General features: G+C 62.9%; 10 protein-coding genes. 8 read left to right on the top strand and 2 right to left on the bottom strand.

Annotated elements, in window-relative coordinates:
* Positions 1 to 61: 61 nt before the first annotated feature.
* The 6 genes from B9Z01_RS30865 to B9Z01_RS30835 all read left to right on the top strand — a co-directional run bounded on the left by B9Z01_RS30865 (position 62) and on the right by B9Z01_RS30835 (position 6,613).
* Entirely contained in the window at positions 62 to 424 is a 363-nt protein-coding gene (locus tag B9Z01_RS30865) for a DUF485 domain-containing protein (protein ID WP_085489338.1), read from the top strand.
* Positions 421 to 2,055: a cation acetate symporter gene (locus B9Z01_RS30860; RefSeq protein ID WP_085489337.1), complete on the top strand. Its 1,635-nt coding sequence runs from the start codon at positions 421 to 423 to the stop codon at positions 2,053 to 2,055. Before B9Z01_RS30865 ends, B9Z01_RS30860 begins: the two co-directional genes overlap by 4 nt.
* Positions 2,056 to 2,106: 51 nt before the next feature.
* Entirely contained in the window at positions 2,107 to 3,228 is a 1,122-nt protein-coding gene (locus B9Z01_RS30855; protein ID WP_085489336.1) for an amidohydrolase family protein, read from the top strand.
* A gap of 278 nt (positions 3,229 to 3,506) precedes the next feature.
* Positions 3,507 to 4,643 (top strand): FAD binding domain-containing protein, encoded by a 1,137-nt coding sequence (locus tag B9Z01_RS30845; RefSeq protein WP_085489334.1) that lies wholly within the window; start codon positions 3,507 to 3,509, stop codon positions 4,641 to 4,643.
* Between the two features lie 102 nt (positions 4,644 to 4,745).
* Positions 4,746 to 5,870, top strand: coding sequence for an alkene reductase (locus B9Z01_RS30840; RefSeq protein ID WP_085489333.1), 1,125 nt, complete (start codon positions 4,746 to 4,748; stop codon positions 5,868 to 5,870).
* Positions 5,871 to 6,136: 266 nt separating this feature from the next.
* Positions 6,137 to 6,613 carry a DUF3331 domain-containing protein gene (locus B9Z01_RS30835; RefSeq protein WP_085489332.1) on the top strand — a complete coding sequence of 159 codons (477 nt, stop codon included), beginning with the start codon at positions 6,137 to 6,139 and terminating at the stop codon, positions 6,611 to 6,613.
* A 4-nt stretch (positions 6,614 to 6,617) separates the two neighbouring features.
* Here the strand turns inward: B9Z01_RS30835 and B9Z01_RS30830 are convergent, their stop codons facing one another.
* Positions 6,618 to 7,283 (bottom strand): DsbA family oxidoreductase, encoded by a 666-nt coding sequence (locus B9Z01_RS30830; RefSeq protein WP_085489331.1) that lies wholly within the window; start codon positions 7,281 to 7,283, stop codon positions 6,618 to 6,620.
* A 101-nt stretch (positions 7,284 to 7,384) separates the two neighbouring features.
* Here B9Z01_RS30830 and B9Z01_RS30825 point away from each other — a divergent pair, with 101 nt between their 5' ends.
* Complete coding sequence (locus tag B9Z01_RS30825; RefSeq protein ID WP_085489330.1) at positions 7,385 to 8,287, top strand: LysR family transcriptional regulator; 903 nt, start codon at positions 7,385 to 7,387, stop codon at positions 8,285 to 8,287.
* Positions 8,288 to 8,403: 116 nt separating this feature from the next.
* Here B9Z01_RS30825 and lpdA read toward each other — a convergent pair whose 3' ends face one another.
* Complete coding sequence (gene lpdA / locus B9Z01_RS30820; RefSeq protein ID WP_085489329.1) at positions 8,404 to 10,161, bottom strand: dihydrolipoyl dehydrogenase; 1,758 nt, start codon at positions 10,159 to 10,161, stop codon at positions 8,404 to 8,406.
* Positions 10,162 to 10,616: 455 nt separating this feature from the next.
* On the opposite strand from lpdA, the gene B9Z01_RS30815 reads away from it, so the two are divergent.
* A complete protein-coding gene (locus B9Z01_RS30815) occupies positions 10,617 to 13,871 on the top strand; it encodes a winged helix-turn-helix domain-containing protein (protein WP_338047431.1) in 3,255 nt (1,084 codons plus the stop codon).
* Positions 13,872 to 13,956 lie beyond the last annotated feature (85 nt).

Here is a 13,956-nt window from a genome sequence, read left to right as displayed (position 1 = left end):
GTCCGCGCGGGGCAGCCGCATCGCATCTCTGCTACATCGCATTCGACCAGGAGGAAACATCGTGGAACATCCTGTCCCGGCAGTCGCGGGCGCCGCCATGGAAAGCATGGCGGCATCCGCCACCGCAGCGCATCCGCTGCTCAACGACTCGCGCTTTCGCGATCTGGTCAGAAAGCGCCGGACGTTCGCGTGGTCACTAACGCTCCTGATGCTGGCGATCTATTTCGCCTTCATCCTGACCCTCGCGTTCTCACCCAAACTGCTCGGCACACCGATCGTATCCGGCGAACCGAGCACGTGGGGCATCCCCGTCGGCTTCGGCATGTTCGTTCTCACGTTCGCGCTCGTCGCCGTGTACGTCCATCGAGCCAACTCGGTTCACGACGTCATTGCGGCGGCGATCCGCGCAGGAGACGGTCAATGAAACGCATCCTGTTACCGGCCGTCCTCGCCCTCGACGCTTTGCCCGCACTCGCGGCCGAGCCCTCGTCGCTCGCGCACGGCCACAATCCGATCGCGATCGGCATGTTCCTGCTCTTCGTGGCCTCGACGCTCGTCATCACCCGCTGGGCCGCCCGCAAGAATCACAGCGTGGCCGACCACTACGCCGCCGCCGGCAAGATCACGGCATTCCAGAACGGCTGGGCGATTGCGGGCGACTACATGTCGGCAGCGTCACTGCTCGGCATTTCCGCACTCGTTTTCACGAGCGGCTATGACGGTCTGATCTACTCGATCGGCTTTCTCGCGAGCTGGCCGATCATTCTCTTCCTGATCGCCGAACCGCTGCGCAACCTCGGCAAGTACACGCTGGCGGACGTGGTCTCCTACCGGCTTAAGCAGGAGCCGATACGCGCCTTCGCGGCGTCCAGCTCTATCGTCATCGTCCTGCTGTATCTCGTCTCGCAGATGGTTGGCGCGGGCAAGCTCGTCGAATTGCTGTTCGGCCTGAACTACACGTTCGCAGTCGTTATCGTAGGACTGCTGATGGTCGTCTATGTCTTCTTCGGAGGCATGCTCGCGACAACGTGGATCCAGATCATCAAGGCGGTTCTCCTGCTTGCCGGAGCGGCCTTCATGGCATTGATGGTGCTCATACATTTCGGCTTCAGCCTCAATGCGCTATTCGCCCAGGCGATCCTTGCGCATCCGAAGCACACCGCCATCATGAGTCCGGGCGGCCTCGTTTCCGATCCGGTTTCCGCTGTATCGCTAGGCCTCGCCTTGATCTTCGGCACGGCCGGCCTGCCTCACATCCTCATGCGGTTCTTCACCGTCGGCGACGTAAAAGCCGCACGCAAGAGCATTCTCTACGCAACTGGCATCGTCGGCGTCGGTTACGCGCTCATCATCGTCATCGGCTTCGGAACTATCGCGCTCGTCGCAACGGACCCGCAATACCACACCGCGTCGGGCGCCGTGATCGGCGGTGCGAACATGGTGGCGATTCACCTCGCGCACGCCGTCGGCGGCAACGTGTTCCTCGGGTTCATCTGTGCCGTCGCGTTCTCGACCATTCTCGCCGTCGTAGCCGGTCTCACGCTGGCAGGCTCGTCCGCGATCTCGCACGATCTGTACGCGAACGTCCTGCGTCGTGGCAAGGCTTCGGACCGCGAGGAAATGCGCGTGGCGCGCGTGACCACGCTCGTGCTGGGCGTGCTGGCGATTCTGCTCGGCATCGCATTCGAAAAGCAGAACATCGCGTTTATCGTCAGCCTGGCATTTTCGATCGCGGCCAGCTCGAATTTCCCGGTGCTCCTGCTTTCCGTTTACTGGCGTGGCCTCACCACGCGCGGCGCGGTTCTGGGCGGGCTGCTCGGCCTCGCCACCGCCGTCACGCTGACCATACTAAGCCCGACTGTCTGGGTGCAGGTGCTTGGGCACGCTCACGCCCTCTACCCGTATGAATATCCCGCGCTCTTTTCCATGGCGGCCGCGTTCGCCGGGATTGTCGTGTTCTCCCTGAGCGACAACTCCGAGCGCGCAGCGCGTGAGCGCGCCCTCTTCGACGCCCAGTTGGTCGAGTGCGAGCTGGGTATGGCGCGACGCGGCTAACGGCACACAAGCGCGGCCAGCAACTCCCTCAAAGAAACCGGAGACAACACCATGAATTGCCTTTGTTGCCCCTCACCCGGCCGGCGGCGCGTGCTTGGCGCGCTCACCGCGCTGGCCGGCACCGTCGTTGCGGGGCGTACCGCCCCGGCGGCCGAGCCACGGATTGCAGCCACCGGCCTTGCGCCGGCCAAGGTCAGATCGATCGACATTCACGCGCACTACTACCCGGAAAGTTATTGCGACCTCGTTGGCGGCGATGGGAAGCCGTTCGGCGGCTCGTTCGTCTGCGACGACACGTCCTTCACCTTCCAGACGCCTGCTGGCGGTCTCGGTCCCCTGCCGATGAAGTTCATCAATGTCGATGAGCGTCTGAAGGACATGGATGCATCGGGCGTGGACGTGCAGGCTTTGTCGTTGAGCGTGCCGATGGCCTATTGGGGCGACCGGGCATTCAATGCAAGGCTCGCACGCGAATGGAACACGGCGGCATCACGCGTCTATCAGCAGCATCCTTCCAGATTCGTCGTGCTCGCGACATTACCGATGCTCAACGCCACCGATTCCATCGACGAACTCGAGCGCGCGTCGCAGTTGCCCGGCGTTCGCGGTGTGTACATGGGGACGAACATCAACACTCTCGACCTCGACGACCCACGGTTTTCGCCGATCTTCGCGCGCATCGAGCAATTGAAACTGCCTGTCTTTCTCCACCCGCAGCAGACCGTCGGCGGCTCGCGTCTCGGCGACTTCTACCTGAGCAACCTGCTTGGCAATCCATTCGATACGGCGATCGCTGGTTCGCACCTGATTCTCGGCGGCGTTCTCGACCGCTATCCGGATCTGCACGTGACGCTGCCGCATGCAGGAGGCGCGCTGCCGATTCTCGTCGGACGTCTGGACGCGGGCTGGACGGCGCGGCCCGAAACGCGGCGGCTGGCGCAAAAGCCGAGCAGCTATCTGCGGCGCTTCAGCTATGACACGGTTTCGCATTCCGGCCCGGTGCTGGATTACCTGATGCAGAACATCGGCGTGGATCGGCTGGTGCTCGGCAGCGACTATTGCTTCGACATGGGCTATGAGCAGCCAGTCCGCTTTCTGGACCGGCTCGACCTGAGTGCGGAACAGCGCGCCATGATACTCGGCGGCAACGCGGGCAAGCTCCTTCACATCTAGCTCCGCGCCGCGTCGTCAAAACCTTAAAAGTTCTGAAGCGACTGCCTCGCGTCGGCCAGAAATGATTCGGCGGCCGCACGCGAGCCGCTTTCGCACGATGCGCTCCGACGCAGAATCCAGGTGAAGATGGCATCATTCGTCCTGCCCGCTGGGTGCGTGCCGAAGCAGAACCGGCGCGCCAGCGGGGCTGTTTTCGATGCGGCGCACGAGCGCCACGCGGTTTGCTTCGATTGCGACGCGTGACGCCACACGCCTGACGATGAGTACAGGAGGCAACAATGAAAATCATCATTGCCGGAGGCTCGATTGCCGGTCTCGCGGCCGCCTTGACACTCGATTGCACGGGTCACGAGGTCGAGATTTACGAGCGGTCCGCAACACCTCTGCGTGGCCAGGGCGGCGGTGTGGCGGTCCTGCGGCGCATGATGGCCTTCCTCGAACAGCACGGGCATCACTGCCGCGAGACGATCAGCGTGCCGACGCACCGCCGCCGCTGGATCGACCGCGACGGAGCGCTCACACGCGACGAGCCGGAGATGCTGCCGTTCTCGTCGTGGGACGCCGTCTATCGCTCGCTCTGCAGCATGTTGCCGCGCGAGCGCATTCGGTACGGTCAGGCGATAACCGGGTTTCATCAGGACTCCGAATACGTCGATGTCCGCATCGACGGCCGCACCGTGCGCGCCGACGTTCTGATCGCGGCGGACGGCACAGGCTCGGGATTGCGATCACAGCTCTTTCCCGGCTATACGCCGTCGTTTGCGGGCTATATCGCCTGGCGCGGCATTATCGACGAAGCCGATTTCGACGCCGAAACAATCGCCACGCTGGTCGAGAACATGACGCTCCACAAGGCGCCTGGCGAACTCTTCATGGCATTCCTGATTCCCGCGCTGGACGGATCGCTCACACCGGGGACGCGGCGTTTCAACTGGCTCTGGTATCGCAATGAGGCGGACACCCAGGCGTTGCGCCGCCATTTGACCGATCGGGCCGGCACCGTTCATCACGCGTCGATCCATCCGGGTCAGCTCTCCGACGACTCCGTCTCGACGCTGAGGCGGCTCGCCAGCGAACGGCTCCCGTCCGTTTTCGCACAACTGGTGCTAGCCACACGGGCCCCCTTCGTTCAGGCCATCTTCGACGCGCTGAGCCCCGATTTCGCCGTGGGCCGTGTAGTGCTGACTGGCGACGCGGCATGCACAGTGCGCCCGCACACGGCGTCCGGAACGTCGAAGGCGGCGCACGACGCCGTTTCGCTCGCGCAAGCGCTTTCGCCAGACGCAACCGATGTCGTCCAGCGGCTCGCGGCCTGGTCGACGCAGCGACGCGCCGAAGTGACTTCGCTGCTCGAGAAAGGCCCCCAGCTTGCCGCATCGTTCGGCCTCGGCAAGCCATGGCGAACCGATGACTAGCGTCCAACGCAAAACTGCGTAGCGTTGGGCATGGATTCTCCGCGGCGCCGATCATCGATAACGTTGCAGACATCCCGCTCCCCTACATCCACGGAGATCTCCATGTCTGACGCTCTCTTTCAACCGATTCGTCTCGGCCGCCATTCACTCTCGCATCGCGTCGCCATGGCGCCGCTCACGCGCTCGCGCGCCGGTCAGCCGGGCAACGTGCCGACCCCGATGAACGTCGAGTACTACCGGCAGCGCACCGGCGCGGCGCTGATCGTCACCGAGGCCACGCAAATATCGCAACAGGGGCAAGGCTACGCCTGGACTCCCGGCATCCACAGCCCCGCACAGATCGAAGGATGGCGCAGTGTGAGCGAGGCCGTTCATGCCGAAGGCGGAAAGATCTTCCTGCAGCTCTGGCACGTCGGACGCGTCTCGCATCCGGTCTTCCAGCCCGGCGGCGGCCTGCCCGTCGCACCGACGGCGATGCCTGTGCCGGGCAAGACCTTCATTGTCGACGACAACGGCAACGGTGCCTGGGCCGACGTGCCGGTGCCCCGGGAATTGACGCTCGAAGGTATCGCGCAGATCGTGCAGGACTTTCGCATTGCCGCGCGCAATGCGATGGAATCCGGTATGGACGGTGTCGAGATTCACGCCGGCAACGGCTATCTGATCGACCAGTTCATTAACAGCAATAGCAATCGCCGCACCGATGCGTATGGCGGCAGCATCGAAAACCGCACGCGTCTGCTCTTCGAAGTCGTGGCGGCGGTCAGCGACGAGGTGGGCGCGGTGAACGTCGGCGTGCGGCTCACGCCCATGGGCCGTTTCATGGGCATGGGCGACGACACGCCTGAAGCCACCTTCGGCCATATCGCCGAGCGCCTGAACGACTGGAATCTGGCCTACCTGCACCTCGTCGAGCCCGCTATCGTCGGCACGGTGAAGGACGAAAAGCATGATCCTCGCTGGGACGCCATCATCAAGCTCATGCGGCGGCAATTCAAGGGCGTATTGATGCTTGCGGGCGGGTATACGCTGGAATCAGCGACTCATGCGATCGAGAGCGGCCGCGCGGATCTCATCGCGTTCGGCCGTCCGTTCATCGCGAACCCGGACCTGCCCACGCGGTTGCGCGACGCCCTCCCCCTCAACGAAGCCGACCCGGGCACGTTCTTTGGCGGCGGCGCCGAGGGTTATGTCGACTATCCGGCCTTTGTCCCGCTTCAGGACTGACCACGCGCTCAAGGGCGGCGGCGCGCAAGCGGCCGTCCGCCCCGCTTCTGCCTGCGGGGCTTGCACCCCAGGCATCGCTCTGCGCACGGTCGCGCCTGCTACGCCTTGAACGTTTCAGGAGTTTTTATCGTCGGGCTCAGGACCTTTTAGCGGCCACGATCCACAATGGAGCTGCCTGTCCGACCTCAACGCGGCGCCCGAAAGGGCAACGTGCCCGGCCGGCCGAGCCTGGAGCCGATCGCGTGCGTACGATATGGAGCTGCCCAATGGACCCCGATGCAAACGACGAACCGTGGAAGCAAACCATCATCTCGCTTCAGCACGCGTCGAGTTCGTTCACGAATGCTGAAGCCGTAGAACAGGCAAGCGTGGAGCGCAATGCGAAACTCGGGGGTACGCGCTCGAGAACGTCGCGACCGGCATCCCATGTGCCGTTCTCCGGCTACATCCGGATACTCGAACGCCTTTCGAGTACAACCATCTCGATCTATTGGTATGACGCTACGTGCGGCCTTTACACCGATCAGATCTGGAAGCGCACCTATTCACGGCACAAGACGGTCTGCACCGTGACTGGCAGGCCGGTCGAACGTGGCGATGCTGTCTACCGCCCTTACCGGCGCGGCACCTGGCCGGCCAATGCGAACCACTCGATTCTTGCCTGCGTGCTGGAAGCCTCCGAAGGGCCGGACGCGCGCGAACGATGGTTAGAGCACGCGGCGAAACCCGCGCACTCTGCGTGATGCATTACGAGGCAGCTATGCGTGGCTCGGCGTCTCCATTCATCGCGACACGCAACGCACGACGAAACACCGGGACGGGCTGGGCACCGCTCACGACTTCGCTCCCGAGCTTGACGTACGGAACGGCGTGGATCGACGCGAGAGCAGAAGCGGCTTCGAGCTTGCGCACCTGCGCATATCCGTCTTGCGAAGCAAACAGTTCGTTCACACGCGCCCTGTCGAGCCCCACAGAAGCGGCAATGTCCGTCAATACTCCCCTATCGCCGATATCGCGCCCCTCGGTGAAGTACGCGCGAAAAATCGCATGGACCAATGCGCGCGCGTCACGCCCTTCGTGCTGGGCAAACCACACGAGCCGATGTGCGGCCATCGTGTTCGGCGTGCGTTTCACCTTTTCGTAATCGAACGATAATCCATGCAATCGGCCTTCGTCCGCCACGTGAGCGTCCATGGCCTGCGAGCGGGCCCAACTGCCGAATTTGGCCGTGCGATACGCTTTCCGGTCTCGCCCCTCTTGCGGCATGTCCGGATTCAGCTCATACGGCACGAACACGTACTTGACGTTCTCGCTTGCGCCTTCCGCCGCTATGGCTTCCTCGAGCTTCGTCTCGCCGATCCAGCACCACGGGCAGATGAAATCGTGCGTGATACGAATTTCAAGCGGTTCCATTCCGATTCTCCTTCAAAGGTGTCTACACACAAGATAGATCCGCTTGTCGAAAGCTAGAATAGGAACAGCATGCAACGGTTCGTTGCACCGGAGACAAAGCGATGGACAAACTTCAGGCGCTACGCGCGTTCGTCGAAGTAACAGAAAGTGGCGGCTTTTCGAGCGCGGCGCGAAAGCTCGAACTCGCAACCTCGTCTGTCACGCGCTCCGTCGACGCGCTAGAAGAAGCGCTCGGCACCGCGTTGCTCAATCGAACGACGCGCCTCGTCACCCTGTCCGATGCGGGCAAGACTTACTACCTGCGCGCAAAGCGCATTCTCGAAGACATCGCCGAAGCCGACGCTGCCGTCACCGACCGCGGCGATGAACCCTCCGGTCCGCTGCGGGTATCCGTCCCTGTGGAGTTTGCCCGTCAATGCATCAGCCCGCACCTCGGCGCGTTCCTTTCACGCTACCCCAAACTCGATCTGGACATCACGCTGACCGACACGGTTTCCGATCTGGTCTCCGAGCGAATCGACCTCGCAATCCGCCTCGGCACGCCGCCGCCGGATGCCAGCATGATCAGCCGGCACATCGGCAACTTCAAACGGTATGTCGTGGCCAGTCACGTTTATCTGAGCGAATTCGGCACGCCGGTAGCGCCCGAGGAATTGACTGCGCACCAGAGTCTGCGCTTTTCTTATGGAGCCGGCCGGCAGGTTTGGATGTTCTGCAAGGATGGTGTGCAGTCCGAGGTTGTGGTGACGGGAAGACTGAAGACAAACAATTCGGACATTCTCCGCGAAGCGGCGCTGAACGGCGCCGGTGTCGCGTTGCTCCCGAACTGGCTCGTGGCTTCCGATGTGCAAAGTGGACGCCTGACCAGGCTTTTCGAAGGCTATGAGGTCAATCCGAACAACGCCCGGTCCGCGGTGACCGCGCTTTATTTGCCCAACCAGCGCGGATCGAGGCGCATCAGTGCGTTCATCGAGCTCGTCGCCGGCGCGGCGAACTTGCGGTGACCATGCCGCCCGCTACGTCATGCTCCTTGCGAGTACGTTGAGTATTCGCGGCGTCACAGTCCTTGCGGGCGGCCCTTCTCGCGGCAACGCACGTGTGTTCCATATGTAAGCAGACGCTAGATATTGAGCGCACGTTTTCGAACGGCCAGCGCCGCCTCCCGCATCACTTCGGAAAGCGACGGATGAGCATGGCAGATCATGCCTATGTCTTCCGACGACGCCCTGAATTCGAGCGCCACCACGGCTTCCGCGATCAGATCGGAGGCGTTTGCTGAGATGATATGGACTCCCAATATCTCATCGGTGTCCGCGTCCGCAATCACCTTGACGAAACCTTCGGTCCTGCCGATCCCAAGGGCGCGGCCATTGGCCGTCATCGGAAACTGCCCGCTCACCACGTTACGGCCTTCCGCCTTCAATTGCTGTCCGGTCTTCCCCACCCACGCAATTTCGGGCTCCGTATAGATAACCCACGGGATGCAGTTATAGTCGATATGCGGCTTCTGTCCGTCGATGACCTCCGCCACCAGCACGCCTTCATCCTCGGCCTTGTGCGCGAGCATCGGGCCACGCACGACGTCGCCGATCGCATAGATGTGCGGCACGTTTGTTGCGCAATGCTCGTCAACGGGAATAAAACCTCTTTGATCGATCGATAACCCGACCGACTCGAGCCCAAGATCGCGCGTGTTCGGCACGCGTCCGATCGACACGATCAGGCGGTCCGCATCGAGCACCTGTTGCGCGCCGTCCCTCTCCGTATAGGAGATCGACACGCCGTTGCCGCTCGCCTTGACTTCTGAGATCGATACACCAGGCACGATCTTCAGGCCTTGCTTCGAGAACTGCTTCGCAGCCTCTTTCGCTATTGCCTCGTCCGCCGTTGGCAGGAAGTCCGGCAACATCTCCAGCAAGGTGACATCGGCGCCGAGCCGCCGCCAGACGGACCCCAACTCGAGCCCGATGACGCCGGCGCCAATCACGGCCAGCCGGGCAGGTACGGAGTCGAAGGCGAGCGCCCCTTCGTTATCACAGACAATGCGGTTATCCACGGCAACGCCGGGCAGATGACGGGCGTTGGAGCCCGTCGCAATGATCACGTCCTTGGCCGTATAGGTCGCCGTCTCGCCGTCGCCGGCAACTTCGACGCGTATCGATTCGCCCGCCTTGCCCACGAGCTTGCCGTGCCCTTTGAGCCACGTAATCCTGTTCTTGCGAAAGAGAAACTCGACGCCGCCAGTTATCTTCTCGACGATGGTTTCCTTGCGCGCGACCATTTTGCCCGCATCGAGCGTGACGTTTCCAACGGCAATGCCATGATCGCCCAGGTGACGCAGCACATTCTCGTATTCCTCCGACGAAGCCAGCAACGCCTTCGACGGAATGCAGCCGACGTTGAGGCAGGTGCCGCCGAGCTTCGGCTTGCCGGCGGAATTCTTCCACTCCTCGACACAGGCTACGGACCTGCCAAGCTGTGCCGCGCGTATCGCGGCGATATAGCCGCCGGGACCGGAGCCGATGACGACCACGTCGAAGTATGCCGCGTCCGCAGGTGCCGGCGCTGCTGGACCTTCCGCCCGGGTCGCAGCGGGCACGGCAGCCGGCTGGACCGGCGCCCTCGCAGCAACGGCGCCCTCGGTATCGATCACCGCGATGACATCGCCGGCATGTACGGTGTCGCCCTGATCGTGCAGAACCCCGGCCAGAACACCGGCGCCGGGCGCCGGAACTTCGAGCACGACCTTGTCCGTCTCCAGCTCGATCAGAATCTCGTCTTGCGCGACCGCATCACCTGCCTTCTTCTTCCAGGCAAGTAGCGTCGCTTCGGTGACCGATTCGGATAGCTGTGGGACTGTCACTTCCAACCTGGCCATCGGATATTCCTTGTGCGTCGCGTCGAAGCGATCAGCTTCGACAAAAGCTTGTCTATGCCTGATCCCGGCTGAGAGCGTACTCCTCGCGATCATACGCGCGTGATCCGCCGCGCGAATTGAAACGCGACTTAATCGTTCTTAACGTCCTGAAATGACAGGCAGCCTGCATATGTAGAAGACGCTCCACTGCCATCGCCGCCTTGACTTACGATCCGGGTTCCTTTGCGAGCGCCGGCAACATCGATTTGCCGTACAAATCTGCCTCGCACTATTTCCTCGCACGCGCTGGCTCGATCGTTCGTGCAAGTGAAGCTTTTTTGAATGATTAGCGAGAATTCAAGTCGCGCCGCACATAACGAACGCCGCGTTTCAACGTGACATTTATACATCCGGCTTAACAGGCGCAACGGGCGCCATCGCCGCGCGGGTTTGAAAATCACCTGTCTGGCCCTGTGTTGCGCATTTTTGTTCAAGACGTCCCACTCAACTTTGTTTACACTGCAAATTACTCGAAATCGCCGTATTGCCCGGTTCTGCGCGCCGCTCGCTCGTGTCCCGGCAAGCTCGGCAAGCCCGGGACGCCAAACCGGTTCAGAAATGATGGCCTCACGCCGTTTCATCGCCAACGCTTGATCAGTTACGCGTCGTCGAGAAAATCAGAATCTCGCCAGATGGAGACGACCATGATTCAGATAGGATCGTTGCTGGTCAGCTTCGATCAGCGAAGCGTTCAGCAAAATGGCATTTCGCTGCGAATCGGCGCGCGCGCTTTCGATATCCTCGAAGTGCTCTATCGTGCTAATGGCGCCATTCTGTCGAAAGACGACATCATGGATGCGGTCTGGCCGGGCCTGATTGTCGAGGAAAATCGGCTTCAGGTGCATATTGCGGCGTTGCGCAAACTGTTCGGCGTGGACCGCGATCTGATAAAGACCGTGCCGGGCCGGGGCTATCTGCTGGTTGGCAGGGGCACCCAGGCGGCCGAGGCTCGTCCGCAGGCCGCGCCCGCGCCTCAGAGCGCGTCGCTGCCGCCACTCGTCTCGCCACTGATCGGACGCGACGCCGAAATCGAACAGGTCATCGATCAGCTCGATCAGGGACCGGTCACGACGGTCGTTGGCGCGGGCGGCATCGGCAAAACCGCGCTCGCCCTCCACGTTGCGAACGGAATGCGGTGCCGCCACGGTCGATCGGTATGCTTTGTCGAGCTTGCCAGAGTTTCCTCAAACGAGGCAGTCCTCACTATCCTTGCCGACGCGCTCAAGCTTCCCGTGGAGGACGCGCAGCGCTGCCCGGACGCGCTGTATGATGCCCTCGCCGCATTGGAGTGCCTCCTCGTGCTCGACAACGCCGAGCATGTGATCGACGTCGTGGCCCAGCTCGTGGAGGCGCTGGTCGCGCGCAACTCGTTGGTGCGCGTGCTCGTGACCAGCCGCGAAGCACTGCATATCCGGGCTGAGTCCGTGTTGCGCCTCGAACCGCTTCGCGTGCCCGAGAACGGGCTCGCAGCCGACGCGATGCTCGGCTATTCGGCAATCGAACTGTTCCTGTGCCGGGCCCGGTCGCTCGCCACCGACTGCGTCGCCGACGAAAAAAGCATCGCCCTCGCCGCCGACATCTGCCGGCGCCTCGATGGCCTGCCGCTCGCCATCGAACTTGCCGCGGCGCGGGTGGCCACGCTCGGCGTCGAAGGCGTGGCTTCCCGGCTCGATCACCAGCTCGACCTTCTCACCGGTGGATTACGTTCGGCGTTGCCGCGGCATCAAACCTTGCGCGCGACGTTCGAGTGGAGCTACGCGCTGCTCGACGCACCTTCGCGCATTCTCTTCCGGCGCCTCGGGTGCTTTACGGGCACGTTCACGTTCGATGCGGTCTGTGCCGTCGCAACCGAGCCCGGCATGTCGATCGCGGTGGTCGTGTCGAGCCTCGGCGAGCTCACGACGAAGTCACTTCTGAACGTGGAATTTCATGGTCCGATCGCAACTTATCGGTTGACCAAGAGCACGCGCGCTTATGCGATGGAGAAACTTCGCGATGAAGGGGAGGTGCATGTCATCGCAGCCCGGCACGTGGGCTACATGAAAAAACGCATTGAGGAACATGGCCTCATCCGCGCGGAAGGACGCCGGGCCGGCGCGGATCTCAACTCGCGCCTTTCTCTCGACGACGCACGCAACGCATACGATTGGGCGTTCTCTGAAAACGGCGACCCCGCCCAGGGGGTCGCGCTCGCGGGGGCGCTGGTCGGCACACTGCTCGATGCATCGCTCGTGCACGAATGCTGCGAGCGTGCACGGCACGCGCTGGACGTGCTCGACACCCTGCCCGCCGGCTGGGTCGATGTCTTCTGCGAAATGCGGCTGTGCGCCGCCTACGCCTCCACGCTCACGTGCGTGGGCGGCAACGTCGAAACGGCGATGTCGCTGTGGCAACGCGTGTTGCGGCTCGCGCAGGCAGCGCGCGACGACGCGTTCGTTACGCGCGCCCTGTGTGGTCTCTGGCACACCTCGCTGACAAGCGCGGACATTCACGCGTCGATCCGCTACGCCACACGCATCCAGCAGGCGGCGGAGCATAGCGAATCGCGCTGGCAGCAACTGCTGGCGGGCGCGATGCTGGCCATCTCGCTACATGGCTTCGGCGAGCACGAACAGGCCCGCGAACGTCTTGAGTTCGCCGTGACCGAGCTTGGCAAATCAGGCAGCGGCGACTCGTCTTGCGGCACGATGGGCGTTGATCCTCTTGTGCTCTGCAATGGCACGCTGGCACGCATTGCGTGGCTTCACGGAAAGCCGGCGCTGGCCATGCAACTGATGCAAATCTCGCTCGACCCCGTGCGCCGGGACATGCTGGAACCTTCGCTAAGTCACCTGCTTGCCACCGTGGCGGTGCCGATTGCGCTTCAGTGCGGCGACTTGCAGGCCGCATCGCGCTATCTCGCGCTGTTGCGCTCGCAGGTGGCGACCCATCGCTTCGCCATCTGGGAAGACTATGCGGAATGTCTGTCCGTCCAGATCGATCTTCAGTCCGGCGGCGAAGCGTCGGTGCTCGCGCGGCTCGAGCCTGCCCTGCAGCGCCTCGTTGCGCGCGGCTTCCGGCGCATGACTGCGCCGTTCGTCGTCTCGTGGGCCGAGGCGCTTGCAAGAGCCCGTCGTTTCACGGAAGCCAGCGCGAAGCTCGACGACGCGATCCGCCATGGCGAAACCCATGGCGAGCATTGCTTCCTGCCCGAGCTCCTGCGAGCCAGAGGCTGGGTGGAACTCCAGCACGCGCATGCGCTGGACGGCGCGGCGCATGAGGCACGCGCACATTGCGAGGCTCAGGCAACGCACCTTTTGAACGCCGCCATGACGCTCGCGAACGAACACGGCGCAGTGACCTGGAAATTGCGCGCCGCGCTCGACCTCGCCACGCACTTCATCGAAAGAGACGACGCAGGTGAGGCCACGGCGCTCGTTGCGCAATTCGACGGCCTCCTCGATATGAATTCGCAAGCTCCCGATATCCGGCGTCTTGACGCGCTCCGTCGCAGACTGAACGAAACGGATACCGCGAGCACGCGCGTCAGCGCGACTCCCGTGACTGCCGCTGATAACGACAGCAGGGAAAGCCCTGCCACCGTGACCGCCGGGCGCCCGCGGACCGGCTGGCCCGCCGTCGCGAGCCTTTCGCCTGGCGGCCATCCCGGAAGACGTTTTCAACACGATTAAGCCTGCAGCGTGCCCCTATCGTGCACGAGCCTCGCCATCGCGGCGGCATGGCAGGCAATGCCCTCAATGATTTCAATAGTTCAGG

The organism is Paraburkholderia susongensis (genome assembly GCF_900177725.1).
GTDB classification, from domain to species: Bacteria; Pseudomonadota; Gammaproteobacteria; order Burkholderiales; family Burkholderiaceae; genus Paraburkholderia; species Paraburkholderia susongensis.
This window is presented reverse-complemented; position numbering and strand designations above follow the sequence as displayed.

Excerpts from the sequence above, each read along its gene's own strand:
- B9Z01_RS30830 (WP_085489331.1), bottom strand. The coding sequence starts at position 7,283 with ATGGAACCGCTTGAAATTCGTATCACGCACGATTTCATCTGCCCGTGG.
- B9Z01_RS30840 (WP_085489333.1), top strand. The coding sequence starts at position 4,746 with ATGTCTGACGCTCTCTTTCAACCGATTCGTCTCGGCCGCCATTCACTC.
- lpdA (WP_085489329.1), bottom strand. The coding sequence starts at position 10,161 with ATGGCCAGGTTGGAAGTGACAGTCCCACAGCTATCCGAATCGGTCACC.
- B9Z01_RS30835 (WP_085489332.1), top strand. The coding sequence starts at position 6,137 with ATGGACCCCGATGCAAACGACGAACCGTGGAAGCAAACCATCATCTCG.
- B9Z01_RS30860 (WP_085489337.1), top strand. The coding sequence starts at position 421 with ATGAAACGCATCCTGTTACCGGCCGTCCTCGCCCTCGACGCTTTGCCC.
- B9Z01_RS30845 (WP_085489334.1), top strand. The coding sequence starts at position 3,507 with ATGAAAATCATCATTGCCGGAGGCTCGATTGCCGGTCTCGCGGCCGCC.
- B9Z01_RS30825 (WP_085489330.1), top strand. The coding sequence starts at position 7,385 with ATGGACAAACTTCAGGCGCTACGCGCGTTCGTCGAAGTAACAGAAAGT.
- B9Z01_RS30855 (WP_085489336.1), top strand. The coding sequence starts at position 2,107 with ATGAATTGCCTTTGTTGCCCCTCACCCGGCCGGCGGCGCGTGCTTGGC.